The sequence below is a fragment of the uncultured Desulfosarcina sp. genome, from assembly GCF_963664155.2.
Lineage (GTDB): Bacteria > Desulfobacterota > Desulfobacteria > Desulfobacterales > Desulfosarcinaceae > Desulfosarcina.
Genome location: NZ_CAXXXH010000001.1, coordinates 175,925 through 202,759 on the forward strand (window position 1 = coordinate 175,925; position 26,835 = coordinate 202,759).

The 26,835-nt window shown below is 51.7% G+C and carries 25 protein-coding genes, 1 tRNA gene and 2 pseudogenes; 18 read left to right on the forward strand and 10 right to left on the reverse strand.

The genetic code is table 11. The features are described from left to right. Positions 1 to 451 precede the first annotated feature (451 nt). The 9 genes from ACHZBS_RS00855 (at position 452) to ACHZBS_RS00895 (ending at position 11,911) form a co-directional block, all read left to right on the forward strand. Positions 452 to 3,712, forward strand: coding sequence for a chemotaxis protein CheW (locus ACHZBS_RS00855; RefSeq protein ID WP_319404649.1), 3,261 nt, complete (start codon positions 452 to 454; stop codon positions 3,710 to 3,712). A gap of 94 nt (positions 3,713 to 3,806) precedes the next feature. Next, positions 3,807 to 4,265 (forward strand): chemotaxis protein CheW, encoded by a 459-nt coding sequence (locus tag ACHZBS_RS00860; RefSeq protein WP_319404650.1) that lies wholly within the window; start codon positions 3,807 to 3,809, stop codon positions 4,263 to 4,265. Between the two features lie 72 nt (positions 4,266 to 4,337). Beyond that, positions 4,338 to 5,453, forward strand: a complete 1,116-nt coding sequence (locus tag ACHZBS_RS00865) for a chemotaxis response regulator protein-glutamate methylesterase (RefSeq protein ID WP_319404651.1) — start codon at positions 4,338 to 4,340, stop codon at positions 5,451 to 5,453. Positions 5,454 to 5,507: 54 nt separating this feature from the next. After that, positions 5,508 to 6,347 carry a protein-glutamate O-methyltransferase CheR gene (locus ACHZBS_RS00870; RefSeq protein WP_319404652.1) on the forward strand — a complete coding sequence of 280 codons (840 nt, stop codon included), beginning with the start codon at positions 5,508 to 5,510 and terminating at the stop codon, positions 6,345 to 6,347. A gap of 65 nt (positions 6,348 to 6,412) precedes the next feature. After that, the gene (locus ACHZBS_RS00875) at positions 6,413 to 6,982 is read left to right on the forward strand and encodes a response regulator (protein WP_319404653.1); all 570 of its coding nucleotides are present in this window, start codon (positions 6,413 to 6,415) and stop codon (positions 6,980 to 6,982) included. Between the two features lie 305 nt (positions 6,983 to 7,287). Then, positions 7,288 to 8,415: a mechanosensitive ion channel family protein gene (locus ACHZBS_RS00880; protein ID WP_319404654.1), complete on the forward strand. Its 1,128-nt coding sequence runs from the start codon at positions 7,288 to 7,290 to the stop codon at positions 8,413 to 8,415. Positions 8,416 to 8,485: 70 nt separating this feature from the next. Next, positions 8,486 to 9,166 (forward strand): PTS sugar transporter subunit IIA, encoded by a 681-nt coding sequence (locus ACHZBS_RS00885; RefSeq protein WP_319404655.1) that lies wholly within the window; start codon positions 8,486 to 8,488, stop codon positions 9,164 to 9,166. A 127-nt stretch (positions 9,167 to 9,293) separates the two neighbouring features. Next, complete coding sequence (locus tag ACHZBS_RS00890; protein ID WP_319404656.1) at positions 9,294 to 11,024, forward strand: chloride channel protein; 1,731 nt, start codon at positions 9,294 to 9,296, stop codon at positions 11,022 to 11,024. 59 nt (positions 11,025 to 11,083) lie between these two features. Then, entirely contained in the window at positions 11,084 to 11,911 is an 828-nt protein-coding gene (locus tag ACHZBS_RS00895; protein ID WP_319404657.1) for a universal stress protein, read from the forward strand. A 121-nt stretch (positions 11,912 to 12,032) separates the two neighbouring features. Here ACHZBS_RS00895 and ACHZBS_RS00900 read toward each other — a convergent pair whose 3' ends face one another. Further along, positions 12,033 to 12,836 carry a CsgG/HfaB family protein gene (locus tag ACHZBS_RS00900; RefSeq protein WP_319404658.1) on the reverse strand — a complete coding sequence of 268 codons (804 nt, stop codon included), beginning with the start codon at positions 12,834 to 12,836 and terminating at the stop codon, positions 12,033 to 12,035. 205 nt (positions 12,837 to 13,041) lie between these two features. Here ACHZBS_RS00900 and ACHZBS_RS00905 point away from each other — a divergent pair, with 205 nt between their 5' ends. After that, positions 13,042 to 13,317, forward strand: a complete 276-nt coding sequence (locus ACHZBS_RS00905; protein WP_319404659.1) for a hypothetical protein — start codon at positions 13,042 to 13,044, stop codon at positions 13,315 to 13,317. 58 nt (positions 13,318 to 13,375) lie between these two features. Here the strand turns inward: ACHZBS_RS00905 and ACHZBS_RS00910 are convergent, their stop codons facing one another. The 7 genes from ACHZBS_RS00910 to ACHZBS_RS00940 all read right to left on the reverse strand — a co-directional run bounded on the left by ACHZBS_RS00910 (position 13,376) and on the right by ACHZBS_RS00940 (position 18,216). Further along, on the reverse strand, positions 13,376 to 13,774 hold the full coding sequence (locus ACHZBS_RS00910; RefSeq protein ID WP_319404660.1) for a YkgJ family cysteine cluster protein: 399 nt from the start codon (positions 13,772 to 13,774) through the stop codon (positions 13,376 to 13,378). Further along, on the reverse strand, positions 13,764 to 14,363 hold the full coding sequence (recR, locus tag ACHZBS_RS00915) for a recombination mediator RecR (protein ID WP_319404661.1): 600 nt from the start codon (positions 14,361 to 14,363) through the stop codon (positions 13,764 to 13,766). The genes ACHZBS_RS00910 and recR overlap by 11 nt, the downstream gene beginning before the upstream one ends. Next, the gene (locus tag ACHZBS_RS00920; protein ID WP_319404662.1) at positions 14,363 to 14,674 is read right to left on the reverse strand and encodes a YbaB/EbfC family nucleoid-associated protein; all 312 of its coding nucleotides are present in this window, start codon (positions 14,672 to 14,674) and stop codon (positions 14,363 to 14,365) included. Before ACHZBS_RS00920 ends, recR begins: the two co-directional genes overlap by 1 nt. After that, the gene (dnaX, locus tag ACHZBS_RS00925; protein ID WP_319404663.1) at positions 14,671 to 16,371 is read right to left on the reverse strand and encodes a DNA polymerase III subunit gamma/tau; all 1,701 of its coding nucleotides are present in this window, start codon (positions 16,369 to 16,371) and stop codon (positions 14,671 to 14,673) included. Before dnaX ends, ACHZBS_RS00920 begins: the two co-directional genes overlap by 4 nt. Before the next feature lie 161 nt (positions 16,372 to 16,532). Beyond that, positions 16,533 to 16,626, reverse strand: a tRNA-Ser gene (locus ACHZBS_RS00930). 430 nt (positions 16,627 to 17,056) lie between these two features. After that, positions 17,057 to 17,920, reverse strand: a complete 864-nt coding sequence (locus ACHZBS_RS00935; RefSeq protein ID WP_319404664.1) for an IS3 family transposase — start codon at positions 17,918 to 17,920, stop codon at positions 17,057 to 17,059. Further along, entirely contained in the window at positions 17,917 to 18,216 is a 300-nt protein-coding gene (locus ACHZBS_RS00940; protein ID WP_319404665.1) for a transposase, read from the reverse strand. Before ACHZBS_RS00940 ends, ACHZBS_RS00935 begins: the two co-directional genes overlap by 4 nt. Positions 18,217 to 18,706: 490 nt before the next feature. Here ACHZBS_RS00940 and ACHZBS_RS00945 point away from each other — a divergent pair, with 490 nt between their 5' ends. The 3 genes from ACHZBS_RS00945 to ACHZBS_RS00955 all read left to right on the forward strand — a co-directional run bounded on the left by ACHZBS_RS00945 (position 18,707) and on the right by ACHZBS_RS00955 (position 22,307). Then, the gene (locus tag ACHZBS_RS00945) at positions 18,707 to 19,030 is read left to right on the forward strand and encodes an antibiotic biosynthesis monooxygenase (RefSeq protein WP_319404666.1); all 324 of its coding nucleotides are present in this window, start codon (positions 18,707 to 18,709) and stop codon (positions 19,028 to 19,030) included. 162 nt (positions 19,031 to 19,192) lie between these two features. After that, on the forward strand, positions 19,193 to 20,074 hold the full coding sequence (locus ACHZBS_RS00950; RefSeq protein WP_319404667.1) for an alpha/beta hydrolase: 882 nt from the start codon (positions 19,193 to 19,195) through the stop codon (positions 20,072 to 20,074). 361 nt (positions 20,075 to 20,435) lie between these two features. Beyond that, a complete protein-coding gene (locus tag ACHZBS_RS00955; RefSeq protein WP_319404668.1) occupies positions 20,436 to 22,307 on the forward strand; it encodes a PAS domain S-box protein in 1,872 nt (623 codons plus the stop codon). Here the strand turns inward: ACHZBS_RS00955 and ACHZBS_RS00960 are convergent. Continuing rightward, positions 22,211 to 23,221: pseudogene (locus ACHZBS_RS00960) on the reverse strand (IS1595 family transposase). The gene ACHZBS_RS00955 and the pseudogene ACHZBS_RS00960 overlap by 97 nt on opposite strands. Positions 23,222 to 23,329: 108 nt before the next feature. Here ACHZBS_RS00960 and ACHZBS_RS00965 point away from each other — a divergent pair. Next, positions 23,330 to 23,425 (forward strand): annotated as a pseudogene (locus ACHZBS_RS00965) (hypothetical protein); the annotation flags it as partial. 31 nt (positions 23,426 to 23,456) lie between these two features. Here ACHZBS_RS00965 and ACHZBS_RS00970 read toward each other — a convergent pair. Further along, positions 23,457 to 23,633, reverse strand: a complete 177-nt coding sequence (locus tag ACHZBS_RS00970) for a hypothetical protein (protein ID WP_319404669.1) — start codon at positions 23,631 to 23,633, stop codon at positions 23,457 to 23,459. A gap of 47 nt (positions 23,634 to 23,680) precedes the next feature. On the opposite strand from ACHZBS_RS00970, the gene ACHZBS_RS00975 reads away from it, so the two are divergent. Genes ACHZBS_RS00975 through istB form a run of 4 tightly spaced genes read left to right on the forward strand, consistent with a single transcriptional unit; the run spans position 23,681 to position 26,754 of the window. Continuing rightward, entirely contained in the window at positions 23,681 to 24,202 is a 522-nt protein-coding gene (locus ACHZBS_RS00975; protein ID WP_319404670.1) for a hypothetical protein, read from the forward strand. Further along, positions 24,162 to 24,539, forward strand: coding sequence for a helix-turn-helix domain-containing protein (locus ACHZBS_RS00980; protein ID WP_319404671.1), 378 nt, complete (start codon positions 24,162 to 24,164; stop codon positions 24,537 to 24,539). The genes ACHZBS_RS00975 and ACHZBS_RS00980 overlap by 41 nt, the downstream gene beginning before the upstream one ends. Then, on the forward strand, positions 24,536 to 26,002 hold the full coding sequence (istA, locus tag ACHZBS_RS00985; RefSeq protein WP_319404672.1) for an IS21 family transposase: 1,467 nt from the start codon (positions 24,536 to 24,538) through the stop codon (positions 26,000 to 26,002). Before ACHZBS_RS00980 ends, istA begins: the two co-directional genes overlap by 4 nt. After that, on the forward strand, positions 25,999 to 26,754 hold the full coding sequence (gene istB / locus ACHZBS_RS00990; protein ID WP_319404673.1) for an IS21-like element helper ATPase IstB: 756 nt from the start codon (positions 25,999 to 26,001) through the stop codon (positions 26,752 to 26,754). The genes istA and istB overlap by 4 nt, the downstream gene beginning before the upstream one ends. Positions 26,755 to 26,835: the final 81 nt, after the last annotated feature.

Here is a 26,835-nt window from a genome sequence, read left to right on the forward strand (position 1 = left end):
CGCAATGGATTGAAGTCCAAGGTTCTGCCGGGTTGGCGGCCCGTCGGCCGCCAACCCGGCAGAACCCATTCTTTTCCCCAAAGCCTGCCCCGAATTGACCTGCCTTTCCTGTTTGTCTTTTGAAACGCTCAATTCTCGCGAATTCATCAGGCATCCCACCGAAGTTGTATTTTCTTAATTTTGGATATCTTAAAAACACCTAAAGTTTTTCACGGGGTTGCGGATATAAGTTCATAGAAAATGCTCGGTGGTTTCTCATGAACGCAAAATGATCGAAATTGAAGGATCATTTAATCGTTGGTAACGCCGGTCACAAACCGGATTTCAACTGGTTGGGGGCATCCGCCCTGGGCCTGTGTTAGGAAATAATAACTTGAAATAAAAAGATAAAATTATTCACAGGCAGGTTTTCGGACAAGACGCTATCATTTTTTGGTAAAAGGAGCATACCATGACCATTCAGGACGACGAAACTTTACAGATGTATCTGGAGGAATCCATCGAGCATCTGGCGGATATCGAAACCGATCTGCTGGCCATCGAGGAGGCCGGCGCCGACATCGATGAAGATCTCGTCAACAAAGTATACCGGGCCGCCCACTCCATCAAGGGAGGCGCCGGATTCATGGGTTTGACCACCATCAAGGACCTCACCCACGAGATGGAAAATATCCTCGGCAAAATCAGAAGTCGGGAGATGGTTCCCACGCCTGAAATCGTCAATGTGCTGCTCATGGCCTCCGATACCCTCAAAGCCCTGATGAACGATGTGTTCACCAGCAACGATGTGGACATCTCGCAGCATATCGATGCTCTCCAGGCAATCGCCGAAGGCAAACCGCTACCGTCGGCACCCGCCGCGTTGCCGCCGGATGCGCCACCTGTCCCGGAATCGACGGCGGATGTGGAGGCCGGACGGATTTCTGAGAAGGAACCGGAAAGCAAGATAGAAATGGTGACCGTCGCCTCCGCTGATAACCGCGTTGCCATCGATGCGGACCGCACCATGATAGAAGGCCTGATGAACGAAGGCAAATTTGTCTACCTGGCAAACATCGACCTGATAGCCGATGTGATAGACAAAGGTAAAAAACCCAGTGCAACCATCGAAGAGATGGAACAAACCGGCACCCTTATCGCCTGCAGCACGTCCCCTGACAGGGTCCGGTCCATGAAGCTGAAAAAAGGACAGGCCGCGGATCCGCTCATTGTTCTGTTTGCTACGATCTTAAAACCTGAAGATATCAATGTCCTGTTTGAAATTCCGGACCATCAGATCCATCAGGTCATGCCGGATTTGGCCGTCCAGTGCCTTGGGCAAAAATTAGCGGCCGATGTGACGGCAGACGACACACCTGAAGCGGTGAGTGCCGTCAAATCGGATCCGATGCCCGCAGCCGAACCGGAACCGACCGCATCCCTTGCGCCGGTGGAGATTCCTGCGCAGGTGCAGCCGAAAACGACCGGCAAGAAATCAGAAACAGAAACCAGCCTGCGCGTCCATGTGAGTCTGCTGGACCAGTTGATGACCCTGGCGGGCGAATTGGTGCTCAGCCGCAATCAGCTGCTCCAGTCCATGAGTTCAGAAGATCACCGGGGGTCTGAAATTGCCGGTCAACGTATTGACCTGATCACATCCGAGCTTCAAGAAGCAATCATGCTCACCCGGATGCAGTCCATCGGCAACGTATTCAATAAATTCCCGAGGGTAGTCCGTGATCTCTCCCAGACACTTGGGAAAAACGTGGACCTGCACCTGGAGGGCAAAGACGTCGAGCTGGATAAAACCATCATCGAAGCCATCGGTGACCCGCTGACCCACCTGGTGCGAAATGCCGTTGACCACGGCATCGAGATGCCGAACGTCCGCAGAGGTGCAGGGAAGAATCCGGTGGGAAAAATTTTCCTGAAAGCCTACCATGAAGCCGGCCAGGTAAACATCGAGATTTCCGATGACGGCAAGGGATTGGACGGCCAGGTGTTGACCCAGAAAGCCTTGGAAAAAGGATTGATCAGCGAAGATCAGGCCAAGGTCATGTCCGAAAAGGAAAGGACCAATCTCATCTTTCTGCCCGGTTTTTCCACGGCCGAAAAGGTCACCGATGTATCCGGCCGGGGCGTGGGCATGGATGTAGTCAAAACCAACCTGGACAAGCTCGGCGGCATCATCGACATCGACTCGGAACTGGGCAAAGGGGCTACGATCCGAATCAAACTGCCCCTCACCCTGGCCATCATCCCCTGCCAGATTGTCATGACCGGTCAGGAGCGCTATGCCATTCCCCAGGTCAACCTGGAGGAGCTGCTTCGAATTCCCGCGGACCAGGTGAAAGACCGGATTGAACGGGTGGGCGATGCGGAAGTGGTCCGTCTCAGGGGAAATCTGCTGCCGTTGATCAAACTGGCCAATGTGATCGACACCGATGCCATCTACGTCGATCCGAAAACCGGCAAGAAGCGATTGGATCGACGAAAATCCATATCAGACAGGCGGTCCAAAGAGAGTCCCCTTATCGCCTCAGCAGAGCAATACACCCAAGAGAGGTCCCCTGGAGAAAACGGTAGCCAGGAAACCGATACCCGGCAACCGGAAGATCGTCGGTATCATGCCGCCAGCGCCCTGAATATCGTAGTCGTGTCTACCGGTGCCATGAAATACGGCCTGGTGGTGGATGAGCTGCACGACTCGGAAGAAATTGTCGTCAAGCCATTAGGCAGAGATCTTAAAAAGTGCAAGGGTTACGCCGGTGCCACCATCATGGGAGACGGCCGCGTCGCTCTGATTCTGGATGTGGCCAACCTGGCCCAGATGGCCGGCCTGACCTCCATCGAAGGTTCTTCTCGAGCAGCGGAAGTGATACAGGAGAACCTGCGTTCCATCCGCGAACAGAAGGATCGCCAGTCCCTGCTGGTTTTCCGTAGCGCAGAAAACGAGCAGTTCGCGACACCGCTTAACATGGTGGAACGAATAGAAAAAATAAAGGCTACCGATATTGAATCCGTAGGAGGCAAGCGCGTCATCCGTTACCGCGGCAGCAGCCTGCCACTGTTTTCGGTTGACGAAGTCGCCATGGTCCAGCCCCTGGCCGACGTTGAAGACCTGCTGGTCATCGTCTTCATCATCAACGGCAAGGAGATCGGTCTGCTGGCCATCGGTCCGGTGGATGCCATTGAGTTTTCGCTGGATGTAGACGGCCGGACCTTGAAGCAGGCCGGCATCATGGGCTCAGCCATCATCAACGACCACACGACCTTAATGGTGGACGTGTACGAGATCGTTCAGACCTTGAATCCACAATGGTTTGAAAACATGGAAGCGGCAACCAATGACAAAGGCGAGGCCGCCAAAATTCTTTTCGCCGAAGATTCGAATTTTTTCCGCAACCAGGTAAAAAGCTACATGGAGGACGAAGGATACGCGGTGATCGAGGCAGAGGACGGAGCCATCGCCTGGGACCTGTTGCAGAAACATGCCGATGAGATCTCGCTGGTGGTGACCGATATCGAAATGCCGAATATGAACGGATTCGAACTGACCCGGCGTATCAAAGCAAACAATGCCTACTCCCATCTCCCCGTCATCGCACTGACCACATTGGCCGGTGAAGAGGATATCGAGAAAGGACGTCAAGTGGGAATAAGCGACTATCAGATCAAGCTTGACCGGGAGAAATTGGTCCGCAGTATCTACGGATTTCTAACCAGCATGTAAGCAATAGGGGCATAACCAATCCCGCTTGCCGGTTGCCGACCGCTACGACGCACCGGCAACCGACGCGACCGTTGATTGGACAAGGAGACGTGTGATGGAAAGACCGGAAGGAAAAAAAATGGCAAGTCGAACCGTTGAAATGGCCACTTTCTATGTAGGCAAAGCCCTTTGCGGCATGGACATTCTCAATGTACAGGAAATCAACAAACTGATGGACATGACAACCGTTCCCCAGGCACCGGAATATGTGATGGGGATCCTGAATCTGCGGGGACAGATCGTTACCATCATCGATTTGGGTAAGAAGCTCAATCTGGGGGAAACCGAGATGGGCGACACGAGCAGGAATATCATTGTCAACTCTAAAGACGAGTATATCGGCCTGCTCGTCAGTCGCATCAGCGATGTGGTGGAAGCGGATTGGGACAAGGTGGAACCGCCGCCGGCTAACATCGGTGGTGTCCAGGGTAAGTTTTTCAAAGGGGTATTCAAAACCAAAGAACGCCTTATCGGCATTTTGGATGTGGAAAAGGTGCTGGATAATGAAAAATAGACAAACTGTCGTCAATCCTTTTGGATTTTCCTCCTCAGGGGATATCCAGTCTTCAATGAGGACAGCGCGCCGATGATGAATCGCAAACCGCTGCGGGTCATGGTGGTGGATGACACCGTCCTGTACCGCAAAATAGTCAGTGATACGCTGGCCACACTTCCCGGCGTGGAAGTGGTAGGCAGCGCCCACAATGGGAAAGCCGCAATAGCCAAACTGGCCACCCTGAAGCCCGACCTGCTCACCCTCGACATCGAAATGCCGGAGATGAACGGCATCGAAGTGCTGGATCACATCCACCGGCATGCCCCGCATATCGGGGCCATCATGCTCAGCACGTTGACCCATGAGGGCGGCGCAATGACCATGAAAGCCTTGGAACTGGGGGCATTTGACTTTATTCCGAAGCCCCAGACCGGCACCATGGCCGAAAACCGGGAAAAGATCGAATCCGCCATCGCCCCCATGATCCGTGCCTTCCAGAGAAGTGCCCGAATCCCCGGAATATTGAAAACCGCTTCACGACCGGGCAAAACAGCCATCACCCCGGCGTTCGAAAAATCGTCGGCATCGGCATTGAACACGCTGCGTACGCCGTTCAAGCATTCCAAGTCGGAAATCATCGCCATCGGAATTTCCACGGGCGGCCCCAATGCATTGGCCAAAATGCTGCCCATGATTCCCGGGGACATAGGGGTACCCCTTCTGATTGTTCAGCATATGCCGCCGATGTTTACGCAATCACTGGCCAACAGCCTGGCGTCCAAATGCGCAATTGCCGTGAGAGAGGCCAAACAGGGAGACCCCCTGCTGCCCAACACCGCTTTCATCGCACCGGGTGGCAAGCAGATGAAGATCGTCGCCGGGGCAGATGGAAAAAACCGTATCATCAAAATCACCGACGACCCGCCGGAAAACAGCTGTAAACCCAGCGTAGACTATCTCTTTCGATCCGTGGCTCACCACTATGTGGGCCGGTCCACCGGCGTGATCATGACCGGCATGGGATCGGACGGGACCCAAGGTCTAAAACTGTTGAAAAAAAACGGGGCTACGATCATCGCCCAGAACGAGGCGACCTGTGTGGTGTTCGGCATGCCGAAAGAGGCGGTGGAAACCGGTCTGGCGGATACGGTTCTGCCGCTGAATCAGATTGCCGACATGATCGTAAAAACCGTACGCGTGGGTTAATCCGCACTATCTGAAGGAATAGGGCCGCCGCCGGCCATTGCGGCAGGAAAGAACATGGTAAAAATCAAACCGGAAGAAATTAAGGTTCTCTCCAACTACATTTATAATGTATCGGGCATCACCATTGATGCGTCTAAAGCCTATTTGCTGGAGACCCGGTTTGGCAAACTCCTGGATGAGGAGGGCTGCAAATCCTACAGTGAGTTTTACCACAAAGCTAAATCAGACACCCGAAGAATGCTGGAAAAAAAGATCATCAATGCCATCACCACCAACGAAACGCTATTTTTTCGCGACACCAGCCCATTTGACCTCTTAAAACATAAAATCCTGCCGGATCTGATCGATGTCCGTTCCGGCAAAGGAACCCGTCCGGGAATCACCAATCTGAAAATCTGGAGCAGTGCCTGCTCCACCGGCCAGGAATTATACAGTATCGCCATCGTCATCAAAGAACTCCTTGGCAATAATGGCACCCATAAAACGACCCTGATGGGCACGGACCTTTCCGACGCCGCCGTTGCCCAGGCCAGTGCCGGCACCTACAACAAGTTTGAAATCGAACGGGGACTTCCCCAAGAAAAACTTCAGCGTTATTTCACCCCGGCAGGTGGAAACTGGAAAATAAAGGATGAGATCCGCGCCATGGCCTCCTTCCGGCACATGAACCTGATGCAGCCGTTTGTGGGATTAGGCAAATTTGACATCATTTTTTGCCGGAATGTGGCGATTTACTTCACCCTTCAGGATCGCAAAAAACTGTTCGACAAAATTGCCGACGTACTGGAGCCCGACGGGTATCTGCTTATCGGCTCCACCGAATCGCTGACCGGGATCTGTCCGCGATTCATCCCCAAGCGTCACTTGCGATCGGTTTACTATCAGTTGCAGTGATAGCAGGATGAATGGTGGAGGCACCGACCCTATTGTCTGGACGGCTTAACCAGGGAGAATGATCAATGACATTTCTTAAGATTCTTGTAGTCGATGACGATCCGGTTACCCGGACCCTGTTAACCAAACGGTTGATCCATGAGGGGTACACCATAGATACCGCCGAGGATGGTCGGGTTGCCATCGAAAAACTCGCCCGGCAGTTTTACGATGTGGTGCTCACCGACCTGATGATGCCGGGCGGGGTGGATGGCATCGGGGTATTGGAAGCAGCCAAACGGATCAACATCAAGACCGAAGTCGTCCTGATCACGGCCCATGCCTCGGTGGACAACGCCATTGAAGCCATGAAAAAGGGTGCGGTGGACTACCTGCAAAAACCCATCAATTTCGACGAACTGTTCCTGCGGCTGGATAAAATCCGCAATCTGAAAATGCTGGTCAAAAATGCCAGCGATCTTCGCGAAGCCATGGATGTCACTGAAAAGACCTCCGCCGAGACCATCCAGGATCTGGAGATCCTGGTGACCGAGTTAAACGGACGATTGTCTGCCATCAGGAGCACCCTGCTTCAGTCGGACATGGCCCCGGAATCCAGGATTCGCCAGGTCCTTGATGGCCTGGATGAAAAATAGTATATCGGTGCCGGTCCAAAGCCTGATGGCCGGATCCGGATAATCCATCATCCCCACAGCGAATCCCGCCGGCCATGCCCGAGACTTCTCCTGCGATCGTCTATAGCCCGATATCGCACCGGCTTCCCACTCCTGATGATGGCACTCCATACCCTACCGTCATGGTATGCCTGCCACGAGATTCCGAATGCATGCAGGTCCGGTTTAATCTTGACGACAGGTCTTTTCCCATTAACAATCGGACTAAAAAATGATAGGGATCCCCAGCAGTCGACCGACGGTCTCCCCTCTTCCAAAGGTTACCCATGGACACCATCACTATCTATATCGATCGGGTCATTTCGTTTTTCGGCACCGAGGCGTCCCTGTCGAAAAGTTGGGCAAACGCTCTCTTAACCCTGCTTGCCGCCTTGATTTTGTGGCTGGTCATCAAACGAATCCTTGCCACTTTGGGAAATAAGGTCGGTCATTTCAAGCTCATTCAAGTGCGCAAAGAATTGTTCGTCATCCTGCAGAAATCGACCGGTCTTCTGCTGATATGGCTGGTGGGGGTGATGTGGATCCGGCTGTTTCATTTGAGCGTGGTCGAAAAGATGTTCCACGCTGTCTTCATCATCGTTGCCGCGACACCTGTCAAATCGCTTCTTCTTATTCTTTTGGAATACCTGGAACGCAACCTGGCCAAACGCACGGAAACCGCTATAGACAACATCGTTATCGATCTGCTCAATAAGTTTTCCGGCGCCATTGTTTATGCCACGGCAGCGGTCATCGCCCTTGATGTGCTTGGCGTAAACGTGATGCCCTTTATCGCCGGTGCCGGTGTTATGGGGGTTGCCGTAGGTTTTGCCGCCAAAGACACCCTGTCTAACCTCATCGCCGGAATCCTGCTCATCATCGACCGGCCCTTCGAAATCGGGGATCGCATCGAAGTGTGGAGCGCGCCGGCCGGCAGCGCTTCGTGGGGAGATGTCATCGATATCGGATTGAGGGCCACCCGCATCAAAACAACGGACAATATCGTGGTGATCATCCCCAACAACGAAATCATGACCCGGGATATCGTCAACTACACGATCATCTCTTCATCCATCCGGGTGCGCGTCAATATCGGTATCGCCTATGATGCAGACATGGTCAAAGCCAAGGCGTTGATCGTTCAAGCGGCTCAGTCGGCCGACTGGATTCTGCCCGAACCGGCACCCAAGGTGGTGGTGCGGGATTTTGGAGAGTCATCGGTAAGCCTTCAGCTCAGAGTATGGATCAAGGATGCCCGCAAACGCATGGATACGATCTCCTATATCACCGACACGGTGAAAACCCTGTTTGACGAAAACGGCATCGAAATCCCCTTTCCCAAGCGGGACATCACCATAGTCGACCGTCACGCCGGTAAACCCTTTAGACAGAAAAAAGAGGACGAAGCCCCTTGATTATTCCACAATATCAGCGTATTTTTTTTGTTTTTAGATTTTTCAGGAAGTCTTTGATCGGAATGCAGCCATGAAACTACCTATAAAAACGGCGGCCGAGGCACTTAATCTTCCCGTGTCTACGATTGAACGATGGATCCGCCAGGGAAGAATCCCGATCCAACGCAGCGGCACCGATGTGGTCTTTTCACACGCGGCATTGGAAAAATGGGCTGCAACGCATAATCTGCCCTTTTCACCAAACGGTGATCCGGCCGATGATCACTTACCGGAAGCCCTCGAATCCCTGGTTTTAGCAATGCAACGGGGAAAGGTCTGTCATCGGGTTGCCGGAGATGATGCCGCTGCTGCATTGAGATCGGCAGTCGACTGCATCGACTTTCTCGCCGAAGATATCCGGGAGGAACTTTTGGTAAAACTGATGGAGCGCGAACGGTTGGCGTCCACCGGTATTGGCAATGGTATCGCTATCCCCCACCCCCGGGATCCGCTTTCTCGGCCACCCGAAACGCCGGTCATCACCACCTGTTTTCTGGAAATGCCGGTAAAATTCAACGCTATTGACGACCAGCCGGTGTTTGTCTTCTTTTTACTGATCAGTCCGACGGTCAAACATCACCTGCACCTGCTTTCCAGACTTTCCTATTGCATCCGGGACAGGGCATTTGTGAGCTTTTTAAACCAGCGCCCCGACGCAGTGGCGCTCTATTCGCGTATTGCCGAGTTTGAAAAACAGCTCGACGCCCTTTGATTACCGTGATTTTGAATAATCCATACCCCGGGATAAGCAACACCTCCCGGACCGACTTGATTTTCTATCCGGATCGGCGCCCTTCGCCACCGAAGAATCCTCCTGAGAACAGAACCAGCGACGCCCCATGACACGCCTTTTTAAAAAATTAAAATACCCGGGCAGTTGGTCCCTGTTCAGGTCCGATGACCGTCTGCTGCTCATACTCTTCGCCATTGTCGTCGGCATCTGCAGCGGTCTGGCAGCCCTGATTTTAAACCGCAGCCTGGAAACCATGCTGGAGTGGCTGCAACACTATCGGACTTACTGGTGGGCCATTTTCCTGCCGGCAGCCGGAGCGGCCCTCTCCTCCTTGTTTCTGGAAAAAATCGTTAACGAAGGCGCCGGCCACGGTGTCCCCGAAGTCATCTACGCCGTCTCCCGATATGGGGGGCTGATGCGCCTGCGATCCAGTTTTTCGCGATTGATCTCAAGTTGTCTGACCATCGGCAGCGGCGGATCCGCCGGACCTGAAGCCCCGGTGGTGATGAGCGGAGCAGCCATTGGGTCAAACATCGCCCAAGCCTTTTCACTCAACGACCGCCAGCGGGTGGCACTGGTGGGATGCGGTGCGGCAGGCGCAATCGCCGCCATCTTCAACGCACCCATATCAGGAATGGTGTTCGCCATCGAGGTCATTCTCGGCGAGTGGAGCACCATGAACATCATCCCCATCGCCATTGCCGCAGTGGCTGGTACCGAGGTGAGCCGTCTGCTCAAAGGAAACCAGATCGCCTTTGCACACAGGGATTTCAACATCCACTTCAACGATATTCTGGCCTGTGTGGGACTGGCCATATGTTGTGCGCTGGCCTCCATCCTGTTGACCCGGGCGCTGCGGTCTATCCATCACGTGTCCAAGGATGTTGCCCTGCCCAAGTGGGTCCGTGCCGCCATTGGCGGCAGCATGGTCGGCGCTATCGGTTATTTTCTGCCGTATGCTCTCGGCGAAGGCTATCATGCCATCCGCACCGCCATCGAAGGGAGTTTCTCGGGCGGACTGCTCCTGGTGACACTAATCGCCCTGGTCAAGATTCTGGCAACTTCGCTGACCTTGGGATCGGGCGGTTCCGGGGGTATCTTTGCCCCCTGTCTGGTCATCGGCGCATTCGTAGGGCTGAGTTTTCATCGGTTCCTGGCAGCAGTTTGGTCCTCCGCACTTTGGGTCAACGAGGGCTGTTTTGCCCTGCTGGGTATGGCCGGCCTGATCAGCGGTATCCTTCAGGCACCCCTCACGGGCATTTTCCTGATCATTGAGATAACCGGCGGTTACGGCGTCATCCTCCCCTTGATCGTCGTCTCAGCAATTTCCACCACGCTCTGTCACTATCTGGAGCCGGCTTCCTTTTACTTGAAGGACCTGGTGGAGCAGGGCCAATTGCTCCGTCCGGGCACCGATGCCCGGGTGCTGACCGACCTGAGCATACAGGAGCTTTTGGAAACCGACTGTATCTGCGTTCACCCCAATATGCGTCTGGCGGACTTCATTGGCATTGTCAAATCCTCCCACCGCAACTATTTCCCCGTGGAAGATCAGCAAAATCAACAATTTGTGGGAATGATTCACCTGGATGACATCCGGCCCTACCTGTTCGATCCAGCCATGCACCACGCCGTGCTGACCGGCCAGCTGATGAACACTCATGTAAAAACCGTATCCCTGCATGATGACCTGTCCGAAGTCCTGCAGAAAATGGATGAAGGACGCATTTTCAGCATGCCGGTGGTTTCGGACAACCGCTTTCTGGGCATGATATCCAAAGCCACCCTGCTGGACCAGTACCGAAAAGAACTGATGGTGCAGACCGGCCGATTTTGAGAGGGAAACACGTGTCGGACCCGGATAAGGACCGAGGAAAGAAAAAAGGAGAAACAGGCATGGCACAAAAATTACTTCATATATTCAGAAATACGCCGCTGGGCAGAGAGACCCTGCTCCAGTCCATCTATTTCTGCCAAAAGATGGGCGTGCTGCCAACCATTTATATTCCAGAATTTACAAAATTTTTAATGTATTTCGAAAATGAGGTGGTTCAGGTGGATCTGGATCCATCGTACCTCAACGATCCGGACACCGCCGCCACGCACGCGGAGCAGCTGCTGCAGAAGGCAAAGATCAAGCCCGAGCTGCTCACGCCGAAGAACTATACCGCCTCCACCTTGCCTGACATTCCCACCAGTTTCGAGTTCATGTGCTGTCCGCGAAGCATCAGCGATCTTTCCTCGAAGATCGGCCTGGGCTATATCGGCCCGCGGGTTCGCCGCATCATCCAGGCGGCCCGGTTCCCGGTGCTCATTACCAGCCCGGTATACAAACCCTGGCAGAATGTCGCCGTCTTTTTCGGTGGATCCGCCAACGCGGTCAATGCCCTCCGCCTGGGGATCCGGATCGCCAAAGCGACAGGCATGCGCCTCGACATCTACACCCAGGTGGGAGGGAAAAAACCCTCGGAATACCGGGCCGTTGTCCAGGAAAAAGGCCTGGAAAAGCCGCTGGAAAGTATTCTGGGTCAATGGAAGTTCTTCGAAAAGGGCCGCTTCGAGGACAATTTGTACGAAGTTCCCCACGACGCCCTGGTCGTTCTGGGGGCATACGGCCATGGGATTATCAGAGATATCATGTTCGGCAGCATGATGGAAAAGATTCAGTCCACCATCTCCAATAATCTGCTCATCGCCGGTCCCAGATACACGATAATCGGATGAAGACCGGCGTTTCATCTGGGCTGCGCGCACTTAAAAAACAAATAAACCTCCCGACGGCCATCGTAGCCGTCGGGAGGTTTATTTTTTTAACATTCGGATGGTGAACCGACCGCGTTTTACATCAATACTTCATGTACTCCTGCGGTGTGTTTTCAGCAATGAACTTGGTCGCATTGTAAAGGCAGGTCCGGATGGCTTTTTCCATGGGCGTTTTTGCGTATCCGCCCAAACCGCCACCCATACCGCCGCTGCCACCAAAGCCGGCCAGCGCCGCCCCGAGGTTCACATCCTTGGCCACGCCTTCCACGCGAGTGGCCGCCAGGACCTCAGAGGTATGGGTATCGACGATACGGATATCCATGGCCATTGAAGATTTGCTGTAAGCCCCTCTAACGGCGCCAAACAGCGCCGAGGCCTGGCCCAGCATTCCGCCGCCCCCAAGGCCGCCACCGCCGCCGGATGTGCCCGGTTCCCATCCGGTGACCGCACCCATCACCAGAAGATCCGCCCCCTTGACGCCGCCTTTGGTAACACCGGTCTTGTCAGTATATCCCGATCCGGAAAGCGCCATTTCGCTTTTCAAAGAATCCAAATTCTGGCGCTCCAGCACCCGGTACCGTTTGGTCTGAACCATGGCCGTGGTAAGCATGTCCCGCAGGCCGGTGGAATATCCGGAGCTTTCGGAGGAGGAGATGGTCATGGTCTGGCCGCCAAAACCGATTTTGGTGGTGCTGCCGCTCTCATCGACCTTCCATTCAAAATCCGCCACGGCTACCCGGGCACGCGGGCCACTGTATGGGGGGAGTCCCATTTCTTCACCCGTATCGGTTTTTGCCTCGGGTTTGACCATGCTCTCCATGCACCCGCAAAAGGTGAGCAGAACCAAAAGGGAAAGCAGAATTCTCAACATCGCCTTCTTGTCCATCGCATGTCCTCCATGGGTTTTTACAACTGTTTGTTTTGCCATAAAAAAAACCGTAATCAGGCATTGTTTACATTTTGTTGCATAATTCTTCCAAGGTGTCAAGGCGACGTTTGGACAATAGGGAAAAGGTCTTGCATATCCCCATCGATTGTGCTCCATTTACTGGCAACACTATCCAAAAATAGCTGTCTGTCAGGAGAAAATCATGAATCGCGATTCAGCGACACCGGCCATGAGCCAGAAAATATTTTCCATGAAGCTTGGTGTTGAAACGGTGTCTCTCTACCTGTTGTGCTGCGCGGTGGCCGATGCGGGAGCAACGATCACCCGATCAACGCTGCAGGAGAAATGGAACGGCAACCGGACCGCCCTTGAACAGGAACTGCGCCGGCTTGAGGGCAGAAATATCTTAAGCAGCCATGACGAAGAGGCGCAAGAGGAAACGGTGTATCGAATGGTGGATGAGAATAGATGGCGTTGACAACTTCGGTGCCCTTCCCGTTTTTGACTCCGATCTACCGATCATTTTATCAGGGGGGTCATGAGTCAAGGGCTTTTTTCACACATTCGAGAATTTTTTGATCCGGTGCGTCAGCATCCATTCCCGGGCAGGATGACGCCATGGCCTTCCAGTTGTCCACATCTATTAGAATGCTGCGGATAAAGGGCCACTGCCGGCACATTTTCGGCTTTACCGGATGGATGGTGCACACCTTGTCCCAAAAGATACAGTAGCCGTTATCCCCCTGCGCGATCAGTCGTCTACCGCCTGACTGGCGGGTATAGTGCGCCACAAACCAATCCGCCGAAACCCCCAGATAACACGAAATCGTATCGATGTCCGTTCCTGACAGGTAAGTCCCGCCATATCCCTTGCAGCATTCGCCGCACTGGGTGCAGACAAACAGCGCTTCGCAGGTCCCGTCATCATATCCCATGGCGGCTCTCCATCGCACGCTTCAGCGTTACCTGGTCCACATATTTTAAATCTCCACCCATGGGCACCCCCGATGCGATACGGGTCACTTTGACCGGCATAGGGGCCAGAATCCCGGCAATGTATGCAGCCGTCGATTCCCCTTCCACATTGGTTCCGGTAGCCAAAATGATTTCCCGTAAATCTTCTTTTTCCACACGGGCCACCAGTTCTGCAATTTTAATATCATCGGGCCCGATCCCATCCATGGGCGAGAGCCCCCCCCCCAAGATATGGTAGCGTCCCCTAAAAGCACCGGACTTTTCGATGGATGCCATGTCGGCCGGCTGTTCCACGACACAGATCAGGCCGCTTTCACGGGAGGGGTCATTACATATCCGGCAAAGGACATCGTCACTGAGGGAATAGCACCGGGAGCACAGTCGCAGCCTTTTTTTCAGTTCCACAATGCTTCTGGCAAGTTGATGGGCAACTTCGTCAGGTTGTTGAAGAATATGCATTGCCAACCGCTCGGCGGTTTTCTGGCCAATGCCGGGCAGTCGGGCCAGGCTTCTGATCAGTGTTTTGATTGAGCCAGGGTAGTAGTCCATCACATCAGGCCCGGAATTTTCATTCCGCCGGTGAGTTTCCCCATCTCTCCTGAAACCATCTCCTGGGATTTTACCAGTGCATCATTAACTGCGGCAAGAACCAGGTCCTGGAGCATCTCCACATCATCGGGATCCACGACTTCCTTTTCAATCTTAATCGAAACGATCTGCTGAGCTCCGTTGGCCACCACCTTGATCATACCGCCGCCGGCTGAGGTCTCAATGGTTTTAATAGCCAATTCTTCCTGCATGCGCAGCATCTTGGATTGAAGTTTCTGGGCCTGCTTCATCATATTTCCCATGCCCTTCATAGGCTTTCCTCCTTTCTGATTTTTATTTCTTCTATTTTCCCGCTGAAAATCTCTACCGCATCCGCCACCAACGGATGATTGAGCAGTTGCTGTCTGATGTCATCCGCCTTCCGTTTCGCCGATGTCGCATGCTTCTCATCCGTGTCGCCGCTGGAAAAGTCGACATGGACCCCCTTGCCGGCAAGTTCGCGGCAGGCAGCGTCGATCACGGGCAGATTCTTTTTAACCAGGTTCATCGAGTAGTCGTTGTCACGTATCCTCACCGTAAAAGCCTGTTCCGACACGGATATCAATTGAGACCGGGAAAGCGCCGCGGCAATGGACGGTTTGGTTTTCTCGATATGGGCAATAACCGAAAGCCACTCTTCTTGGCCAGGGTCATGAACATCCGGCCGACCCCCATCTGGATTACCGGGGGGTTCATTGCCTGCGGATTCCGGTCCAACGGCAGTGTCATTTGCCATTGGCATGCGGTGTCGTTCGGCCGGGGGAGGGATGGCGGCGCCCCCATAGCCGGACTGAGCCTCGACGATACCAGACACCGGCTTCAGGCTCGGACCGTGCAAAAGACTGTCCAGCCGTTCAATCAACCGATCAATGGGCAAGGCCGGTGTGATTTGTTGAATCTTGAAAAAGGCCATCTCGATAGCCAGCCTGGGCTGGGCGGCATACCGAACGCTGGATTCGGCGTTAAACAGCAGGGTGAACACCTGATCGATAAAAGTTATTGGAACCCCTTCCACCTGAATGGCCAGGGTTTCAATTTCGCTGGGGGAAAGATCCACCAGCATGTCGGGGCGGGCATTCATTTTTATCAGCATCAGATGGCGAAAATGCATCAACAGGTCTGCATAGAAGCGCTTCAAATCCTGCCCGTTTTTATAAACGGTGTCGATGGCGGCCAATGTTCGAGAGATATCTCTGGAAAAGGTTGCATCGGAAAGATCGAAAAGCACCTGACGATCCATCCCCCCCAGCAGATTCAACACATACTCATCGTCCACCTGACCGTCTCGGCAGGCCAAAATCTGGTCCAGCAGGCTCAGGGCATCTCGCATGCTGCCGCCTGATTCACGGGCAATGGTCCACAGATTATCCGGAGAAATGGACACCGCTTCGTGGCGACAAAGCGCTTCCATTTGCTGCGAAATGGCGGCAATATCGATTCTCCTCAGGTCATGGCGCTGACAGCGCGAAAGAATCGTAATGGGGATTTTGTGGGCCTCGGTGGTGGCGAAGAAAAACAATACATGGGCCGGCGGCTCTTCGAGGGTCTTGAGCAGGGCGTTGAAGGCAGCAATGCTTAACATGTGGACTTCATCGATAATGTAAATCTTATAGCGGCTGTGAGCCGGCATGTATCGACTGTTGTCCCGGAGTTCCCTGACCTGGTCCACACTGTTGTTGGAGGCGCCGTCGATCTCGAACACATCCACACCACGGCCGGCCGTAATGTCCTTGCAGGAGCGGCAGGTATTGCACGGTATCGGTGTCGGTCCGGATTCACAGTTCACGGCCTTGGCCAGTATCCGGGCAATGGTTGTTTTTCCGGTCCCCCGGGGTCCGGAAAACAGCATGGCGTGTGCCACCCGGCCGCCACTGATGGCATTTTTAAGGGTCCGGGTGACGTGTTCCTGTCCGACCACCTCCTCAAATGTCTGTGGCCGGTATTTTCGTGCTAAAACCAGATAAGCCATTTTACACAGTTCCTTGAACGCTGTTTTGCTGCCTTAAGTGTATCCCATGCGTCGTCGGGTGGCAACCCACCACCTCCCGGGCACCGTCTGTCAGGGGTCGGGAAAAGCAGTCTGAAAAAACGGATATCTGTGAAGTGGGGTGGGACAGGTCAACAAGGTTGTGGCGGAGAGAGAGGGATTCGAACCCTCGGTGCCGCTATAAACGACACACACGATTTCCAGTCGTGCTCCTTCAGCCAACTCGGACATCTCTCCGCATAGGGCAGACAAAACTGAACGCTGCTGGTACGGGGCCCTCTCTCAATAAGGCGGGCGCCTGGAGCGCTCTCCCCGAACCGTGAAGAGAACCGGCAATGGCGGAGAGGGTGGGAGTCCACCTGAACCCCACTTTCCAGATCCCCGTCAGCTCCCGACTATCAATGATCGGGCTCTTACCAGCACTCCAAAAACTCCACAAAAAGTACACTTGTTTACCTACAGTGTAGTTTTGAAGTGGACTTATGTAACTGATCATGGGTTTGGTGTCAAGCTCAGAAAAAAACAGAGCCCCTATTTTCCTAAACAGGAGTCCTGCCTTCTCCAGACTTGATCTGGTATCATTTTCGGGGTGTGTGCGCCTCTAACCTAGTAAGGTCTTGCCCATCCTGCCCATCACTGAATTTCCCCCGAAACAGTGGACACCGAGTTAAGCCGCAAGCGGAAAAGTTTCGTATTGCTGCGGCGTTGCATAATCAAGCACGGAGTGACGTCTTTTTCGGTTGTAGAAGATTTCAATATAGTAAAACAGGCTGCTGACAGCTTCGGACCGGCTAAGGTACCGGTGATGATTCACCCATTCGGTCTTAAGCAGATGAAAGAAGCTCTCAGCGACAGCGTTATCGTAACAGTTTCCTTTGCGGCTCATGCTGCAAATCATGCCATGCTTGGAAAGCAGTTTCTGGTAATCACCGGAAGCGTACTGGCAGCCTTGATCCGAATGATGCATCAACCCCGGTGCTGGGGCTTGTTGGTCCAGTGCCATCTCAAGTGCATGTAATGCAAGCTGACGGTTCAGCCGGGATGAGGTGGCCCAGCCGACAATTTTGCGGTTAAACAGATCGAGCAGAACGGCCAGGTACAGCCAACCCTGTTGGGTGTGGATGTAGGTGATATCACCAACCCAGGTACGATCCGGAGCATCCACGGTGAACTCCTGGTTCAACAGGTTTGGTGCTACCGGCAGGTTGTGCCGGGAGTTGGTTGTGGCTTTGAATTTCTTTTTGATACGAGACCGGATACCGGCTTCACGCATGATCCGGGCGACACGGTTTTTACCACAGCGAACGCCATCATCGGTAAGATCCCGGTGTATCTTGGGTGAACCGTAGATGCCATGGCTGGCAGCATGCAGGACACGGATCTTGTCCTCTAAAGCCCGGTTTTCAATGCTTCGACGGCTCTCCGGACGTCTGAGCCATGTATAAAAACCAGAGCGGGAGACCTTGAGCAACGCGCACATGCGGCCTACCTTGAACGTCTCCCGGTGGGCAGAAATGAATCGAAATTTCATTTCTGATCCTCCGCAAAGTAGGCCAGCGCTTTTTTTAAGATATCACGCTCTTCTTTAACCCGGTCCAGTTCACGTTGAAGATCTTTGAACGCCTGGTCTTCAGGATTTCGCTTCCCTTTTCCGGGGAAGGCGTTTTGAGGATCATCGGCCAACTGCATTTTCCAGCGACGTAGGACACTGTATTCGATACCCAGATTTCTGGATGCTTCGGCGATACCGTATCCCTTTTCAGTGATCAGCGCTACGGCCTCCTTTTTAAATTCTCGGCTGTAGCTCCTTCTTTTTTTCTTTGACATTGGAACACCTCCTGTTGCCCATATACATTGGGCTTTTTGAGGTGTCCACTAAATTGGGGTAAATGCACACCTCCCCTGCCCTCTAAGCCAACTTCCAGAGCTCATCCTGAACTGTGGCTTGTGAGTCAGTCCGCTCAAGGAATCACCAGATCGGGCAATAGATCACAGACAGCGAACTTCCTGAAACTGCGGACGTTGAAAATTGGTATGTATGACTGGTGATGAGTTGGAGTTATCGCAACTTATTGACATCATAACATTTTATAGATAACCATTTACAAATCTGGATTTTGACTTGGGCATTGGCAGGCAGGCTTAAAACCATCTATTTACAACATTTGACAATATGTGGTGACGGGAAATAAAATCAATGTATCTTCATTGACGTTGAGAATCAGGCGTTTTATGGGCAGCGATTCTGTCGATATTTTCCAGATTTCAATATCCAGACGTAGTACTATTGACAACATCAAAACGAGAGGAGGAATCCATGGTTATGTTTGTTGTAAAATGGGACGTTCTACCTCAATCGGTTGATAGTTACGCTGAATGGGCTAAATCATCAATACCTAAGGAACTCTCTATCCCCGGAGTCACTGAGTTTAGAGCATATCGCCCGGCCACAGGATCATCTCAAGTTGTAGCAACTTATGAATTTAAGGATATGGAATCTTGGGCTTCATGGTATTCCAGCGATGATATTCAAAAGATTTTTGATGAGCTGAGACAATACACAACCAATGTGTTCACTGAATTATGGGGTCCTTCACCAGTTGTTCCTGAACCCATCAGGCCCTATAAATACAAGTTTTAAAGATTTAGTGATTGCCACTAAACGGCGAATAGATTGCTGGCTCCGTTTATTCTCGAGATAAGTATTTCAGCCAAGTATGAGTGTATGGTCATGTTTTTTCATTTTGGGGATCTATGCCCTGCGGAATAGAGTTTTTCCTATCCCAATGAAGGAGCGCTATAAATGATACTATTTCCTTGTAGAGGTGAAATAAAAGAACTTGGGGATGATGCAAGAACGAATGCATCTGGTTCATTTTCTCGGCTATCTAAAGGTCTGACGCACTATAAATTGTCCGGCCCTTCAGATGGTAAAGTTGTGGTCCTAATACATGGAATTGGTGGTCCTTTCGGCATATGGTCAAAAATTGTAGATTCATTAACCAGCCATGGATTTAGAGTTTTACAATATGACTTATACGGGCGAGGTTATTCTGATCGTCCTGATTTGAATCACGATATCGATCTGTATATCAACCAGCTTGATGATATTATTAAAGAGCTTTCGATAAAAATTCCGGTTACACTCGTTGGTTGGTCACTCGGCGGTATGATAGCCATCAACTATGCAGCAAAGTTTCCCAAAAAAACTGATCAACTCGCACTAATCGCACCGGCAGGTATCGCGGTATCAAAACCCATGATCGCTAATATTCTTACAATCCCGCTGTTGGGCGAAATATTGATGTCTCTTTTTGGACAATCGTTCGTTATAAAATCTCTTCTTAAAGGATTGTACAGAAAGGAACTTGAGGATGATTATCGTATCCTTTTAAGCGAACAAATGCGATATAAAGGGTATCTTCGATCATTCCTTTCTACCCTCCGACACTGTGTTTTTAAAGATGCAACAGAGCAATATCAAATCGTAGGAAATTTAGAGATTCCTGTCTTGCTTATTTCCGGGTCTGAGGATTCTTTTATAACACAGCATTCACGTAGCAGAATCCGTGAGCTTATTCCTACTTCAAAATTCAGCGAAATCTCAGGCAGCGGGCACTTGCCAGTCTTTGAGAAACCAGAGGAAGTTAGCCATATCTTGATAAATTTGATCTCCTCTTCCTAACGATGATTACAAGCATCAAGGACCAAGTTCATAAGTACCTGATTTAGCCACATACGTTAAAACCGAAATAGGTCTCAGAACCGGTACAGATACATTGGGATTATCTTTATTTCGCTAAATTTGTCCATACCGGTGATTCGTTGCAGTTATCGCAACTTATTGACATCCTATCATTTTACAGATACCCATTTTCTTATCTGTATCCGTACCAAATTATCGGTGACCGGACAGAAGCCCAGCTATCAAAATGTTTGACAGGGCTGACCAACACAAACTATTCTCAATGAATCACAGATTTTTTCACGAGGAGTGATTGCCCGTCATTGGTTTCAGCCAGGATATTCTCGAAAGGTGGCTCCAGGTGACAGATCCATCCGGTACGAATAAAAAACTTATCGAAGAGAACGCCTTTTTAAAGATGAAACTCCAGGAACTGGAGCAAGGGGAATCTGAGCGCAAGCAGATGAAAGAGGCGCTGAGGGAGAGCGAAGAAAATTATCAAACATTAATTCAAAAGATTCAGACAGCTGTAGTTGTTCATGGACCGAATACGCGAATATTGACCTGCAATCCCATAGCACAAGAGTTACTGGGACTGACCGAAGCTCAGCTGCTTGGGAAAACAGCGATTGACAAAGACTGGCATTTCTTCAACGCGGATGGAACCGTAATGGATGTTGAAGAATATCCGGTCAACCAAGTTATTGCAACGCGCCAGCCGCTAGGGAACTTGGTTGCTGGAGTGCACCGTCCTAATAAAGGGCTGGAAAATGATGTGTGGGTTTTGATTAATGCAAACCCAGTGATTGTTAATGGTCAAATAGTTCAAGTAATCGTGACATTCGTCGACATCACCGAGCGCAAGCGCGCGGAGGAGGCGCTGCGTGAGAGCGAACGGAAGTATCGCAATCTTTATCATTACGCTCATGTCGGTCTCTTCGAGACAGGCATGTTAGATGCGAAGATCATCGCCTGCAATCAGCGATATTGTGACTTGGCCGGATTCCCTACCGTCGATAGCGCGATCGGTATGGATACTATACACCTTTATACCAATCCTTCAGACCGTGAGGAATTAAAAAAACTCTTGCGAGAACAAGGATATATAGCAGATCATGTGTTACAGTTAAAAAATCGTCTGACCGGTGAGACCTTTTGGGCAGAGTTCAGCGCCCGGACAAATCCATCCAGTGATGTCATCGAGGGAACAATCATTGACATCAGCGAGCGTAAGCAGGCCGAGGAGGAAAGGTTAAGGCTACAGGAGCGACTGAGTCGCGCCGAGAAGATGGAGTCCTTGGGAATTCTGGCAGGTGGTGTAGCCCACGATCTCAACAATATCCTCGGCATAGTCCTTGGCTATGCTGAATTGCTCCTGCTTAAAGAAAATAAGATGAGCGCAATCAGGGCAGAACTTGAGGCGATTATGAAAGGAGGCAAGAAGGCAGCGGCGATCGTCGACGATCTGCTTACCCTTGCCAGGCGCGGGGTTCCCGGAAGGGAGGTTCTGAATCTTAACAAGGTCGTCTCCGATTTTAAACAGTCACCTGAGTTTACGAAGTTATCCTTTAACCATCCCTTGGTAAAGATCAAAACCGATCTTGAGCCTGACCTGCTGAACGTCTCCGGCTCTTCCTTACATCTCAGCAAGTCTGTATACAATCTGGTTTCTAATGCAAGCGAAGCAATGCCGAAAGGCGGTCTCGTCACCATCAAGACGACTAATCAGTATCTGGACATGCCGATTCACGGCTATGACAAGATTTCTGAGGGAGACTATGTTGTCCTTTCTGTGTCCGATGAAGGGGAAGGTATCCATGCAACTGATATAAAACGGATCTTTGAGCCATTTTATACGAAAAAAATCATGGGGAGAAGCGGAACGGGATTGGGGTTGGCGGTTGTCTGGGGTACGGTGAAAGATCATGATGGCTACATCAACGTACAGAGCAAAGAGGGAAAAGGAAGTACATTTAAAATTTATCTCCCTGTGGCGAGGGAAGAATTATCCGCCGAACATGTTGCCGTAGCAATTTCTGAATACATGGGGAAAGGCGAATCTATCCTTGTCGTGGATGATGTCAAGGGACAGCGGAGAATTGCAACTCTGATCCTTGAAAAATTAAATACGGTTCTCTATGAAGCTCCAGTTGTCAGGAAATACTCAGAGATGGGGTCCACATCCCACGGAATCTCTGGCCAGGATATCCGGGGCGTCTTCAGCACCTGTTGAACGATACGCATGAACTTTTTGCCAATGCTCTTCGATTTGCGGCGATTGAAGCGAAACACATACTCGTCAAGATAGTTTTGGAGGTATTTCGGTTCGAATCGTCCCTGGTAGGTTCCTCTGATCAGTCGTTTGATCAAGGTCGTTACCAAATGGACACCATATAGTTTTTCGTAATCCTTGCTTTTGCTTTGGTTCGTTATCTCGCGTCGATACTGATCTTTATCAATGATATTATAGCTTTGCCAATCGTCCGTAGCGATGGTCGAACCGGGCTCGATATTGTCGAGGATGAAGGTTTCCAATGAATATCCTGAGCAATCCAGGGCGACATGCAAACGAATGCGACCCATTCGTTTTTCGATGTCTCACCGTTCCACGGCAATCGCAACAATGGATTTGCCTTCAGCCCCCCGGCCCCGTTTGCCTGGGCTTTGCCCCCCGATGAAAAACTCATCGACCTCGACGCGGCCGGAAAGCTTTTCGCGCTCGTGGCGAATGGTACAGCGACGAAGCTTTTGAAGCCAGGTCCAGGCGGTTTGATAACTGCCAAAGCCCAGCAGTTCCTTCAGGTTCACCGCATTGATGCCGGATTTGCGAGTCGTGAACCACCACATGGCTTTAAACCAGTAGGTGATCGGTTTTTTGGAACTGTCCATGATCGTTCCGGCCGTCAACGAATGTTGATGTTCGCATTGGGTGCAAATATACAGGTTTCTTGAACTCAACCAGTACCGTGTGTGGCCACATTTTTTGCACACAAAGCCATCGGGCCATTTTTGTTGGAACAGATAATCGAAACAGGCATCCGGTTGTGAAAAACGTTGATCGAATTCGATTTCGGATTTCGGGAAATCCTCGGCAATGGTAAAATCGGTCATGGTGGCGGCCTCCTGTTTTGGGTTATGAGGCCACATTACCGCGGGGCTGTGACAGATACGGTCACAACCAATCAAACTGGAGCTTCATAGAGAACCGTAAAATTAAATTACAGCGTCTCGAGTGTACAAAGTGGTGAAGAGGCAGTGGATTTTTTGAAAGCGCACAAGGTTGACTTGATAGTTCTGGATATGATCATGGACCCCGGCATGGATGGACTGGACACATATAAGAGTGTGCTTGAAATAAATCCGCAACAAAAGGCGATTGTCGTCAGCGGTTTTTCTGAGTCTGATCGAGTAAATGCCAGCGGCGTTCTAAAACTGTTTTCTTCCTGGCGGTTTGAAATAGTCCAGGTCCTTCCCCGTCCATTTTCTTCCATAATGTAAATTTTAAACGATCTTCTTCTCTTTTTCTTCTATCATTTTCTTGCCGCACCCGATTATTCAAATCGATCTCAATTCCTGTATCATTGGTACGCAGGAGGGCTGCGACCGATGCCAGGGATTAAGCGTAAAAAATGTTGTCATTGCCATATCTTATTCGTTCCCGATCCTCGAAATAGAGATAGACAACGCTACTGCCGCCAACCTGAATGCCGCAAGGCCAGCAAGGCTGCCAGTCAGAGGCGATGGCTCCAAAAACCAGACAACCGCGATTACTTTAGCGGGCCGGAGAATGTGCAACGGGTCCAACGCTGGCGAGACGACAACCCTGGCTACTGGCTCCGAAAACCAAAAATCACCTCCGATGCGTTACAAGATCCCTTGATCCAACAAACTCTTGAAACAATTGATAATAATACCGATTTTGCAGACAATGCGTTACAAGATCTCTTAACGCGACAACCTTCCGTATTAATTGGCATTATTGCCCAATTAACCGGGTATGCGTTACAAGATGACATCGTCATGGCCGCCCGTCGCATGCAACAATTCGGCAACGATATCCTTAACCCCCAATGTGAAGGAGGCCGCCATGGTAGCCAAACAACCCATTTGCCCCGACCGTATCCGTAGAACACCCAAACGGTTCAGTTGGCTCGATCACCGCCTGGTCAGCGACCACTATATTGATCGCTGTACCCATGCTGCTGCGGCGCTGTACCTGTTTCTGGTCACCGTAGCCGATGCCAGGGGGATGAGCTATTACTCTGCCCGAACCCTGGCCCAGCGTCTGGCCATGGATGAGCACACCTCGGTCCGGACCCGGGACGAACTGGTCGACATCGGCCTGATTGCCTATCGAAATCCGTTGTATCAGGTCCTGGCCATCGATGCCGAACCAATCAGGCAGACCGGCACCCTCCAATCCGTTGAACAGATTTTCAAGCACCTCGGGGAGGGCAGACAATGATCGATTACGCCCTTTTCAGCAAAATCAGGCATCTGAACCAACACGACGGGTTGACCGCCCGACAGATCGCCCGGGAACTGGCCATGGACGTGAGAACAGTCAAAAAATGGCTCGACCAAACGCGGTTCAGACCCAGACAAAGTTCCCCGCGAGCCAGTAAGCTCGATCCTTTCAAAAGCGATATTGTCCGTCTGCTCCAAGCCCATCCCTACACGGCAATCCAGCTTCTTCAACGCCTGCGTGAGCAGGGCTTTAAGGGCGGGTATTCCATCGTCAAGGAGTATGTCCGCAAGGTCAGACCGCCGAAGACCCGCGCCTTTCTCACCTTGTCGTTTGCTCCGGGGGAGTGTGCCCAGGTGGACTGGGGTTCCTTTGGTGCGGTTAATGTCGGTTCCACCCGCAGACGACTGAGCTTTTTTGTCATGGTCCTTTGCTACAGCCGTATGATGTATGTCGAGTTTACCGTCTCCCAAACCATGGAGCATTTTTTGGGATGTCATCAAAACGCCTTTGAGTTCTTCGGCAGGGTTCCCCAACGAATCATGGTCGACAATCTTAAAAGTGCCGTGCTCAAGCGCATTGTGGGAACGGCGCCGGTGTTCAACCCCAAATACCTGGACTTTGCCAATCATTACGGTTTTACCATCGCGGCCTGCAATGTGGGCAAGGGCAATGAAAAAGGGCGTGTGGAAAACGGTGTCGGCTATGTAAAAAAGAACCTGTTGGCCGGATTGGATATCTCCGATTTTACCGCGATTCATCCGGCAGCCCGGCACTGGCTCGACACGGTGGCCAACGTGCGCATCCACGGCGAGACCCGCGAGCAGCCGATTGTGCGTTTCGAAAATGAGCGGGCCTATCTCAATCCGTTGCCCCATCACCGGTTCGACATCGCCACCGTCTCCCAGGTCCGGGCATCGAGCCAGTTCCGCGTGGCACTCGATGCCAACCGCTACTCGGTGCCGGCCGAGTATGCCGGCCGACAACTGACGTTGAAAACCTATCCCGATCGGATTTGCCTTTATTATGACAACAAGCTGATTGCCCGCCACGCTCGCAGCTATGACCGCCATCTGGACATCGAAGATCCGGATCACCCCAAACAGCTTTTGCTCTGGCGCAAGAAGGCCCGTGAACAGAAAATCGTGATGCGCTTTCTCTCCTTGTCGCCCCAATCCGCGCTATACTATCAAAAGCTCGAACAGCGTCGCATGAACCCCTATCATCATGTGCAGAAAATCGTCGCCCTAAGCGAAATCTACAGCCCAGAAGCCGTCGCCAGAGCGTTGGAAGACGCTTTTACCTTCCAGGCGTTCTCCTGTGAGTATATTGCCAACCTGCTCGAACAGCACACACGTTGTCTGCCAAAACCCGGCGCTTTGCATCTGACCCGCCGTGAAGATCTGTTGGACTTGACGGTGGAATCGCCCGATTTGAGCATCTACCAAAAGGAGAGACCATGACTGACACGCAACTGCCGGACCCTCCCCTTGAACTCAACCTCAAATACCTGAAATTGCCGTTTATGCGTGAGCACCATCATCCGCTGGCCCAAAAAGCCGCCAAAAACAGTTGGTCGCACGAAGACTATCTGGAGAAACTGGCCGACGGCGAAGCGGCGTTGCGAAAAGATCGTTCCACCAAACGTCGCATCAACCAGGCACGCTTTCCGGTGATTAAAACGCTGGATCAGTTCAATTGGACATGGCCAAAAAAAATCAACCGCCTTCAGGTTCAGCAACTGTTCCGGTTGCAGTTTGTCAAGCAGTCGGCCAATGTCATTTTCTTGGGTGGCGTGGGACTCGGCAAAACCCATTTGGCGTCCGCCTTGGGCTACGAGGCCTGCCTCAAAGGATATACGGTGCTGTTTGCCACCGCCATCGATGTGATCAACACGCTTTCCGCGGCCCAGGCGGCGGGAAGAATGAAACAGGAACTGAAAAAATATACTCGCCCATCACTGTTGATCCTCGACGAACTGGGCTTTTTACCCATCGACAAGGCCGGAGCCGACCTTTTGTTCCAGGTTATCAGTCAGCGCTATGAACAGGGCGCCTTAGTAATCACGTCCAACCGCGCCTACAAGGACTGGCCGGAAATCTTCAACAACGACAGCACGCTTACGTCGGCCATTCTCGACAGATTGCTGCACCATGCCGAAACCGTTCTCATCCAAGGAAAAAGCTTCCGGATGAAGGAACAAATCGAATTATGATGGTTGTGTAAAAACGTAGCCGGGCTCACTCGAAATGGGTTCCGGCAACTGAAATCCTCATTGGTTGGATCATGCAATTTG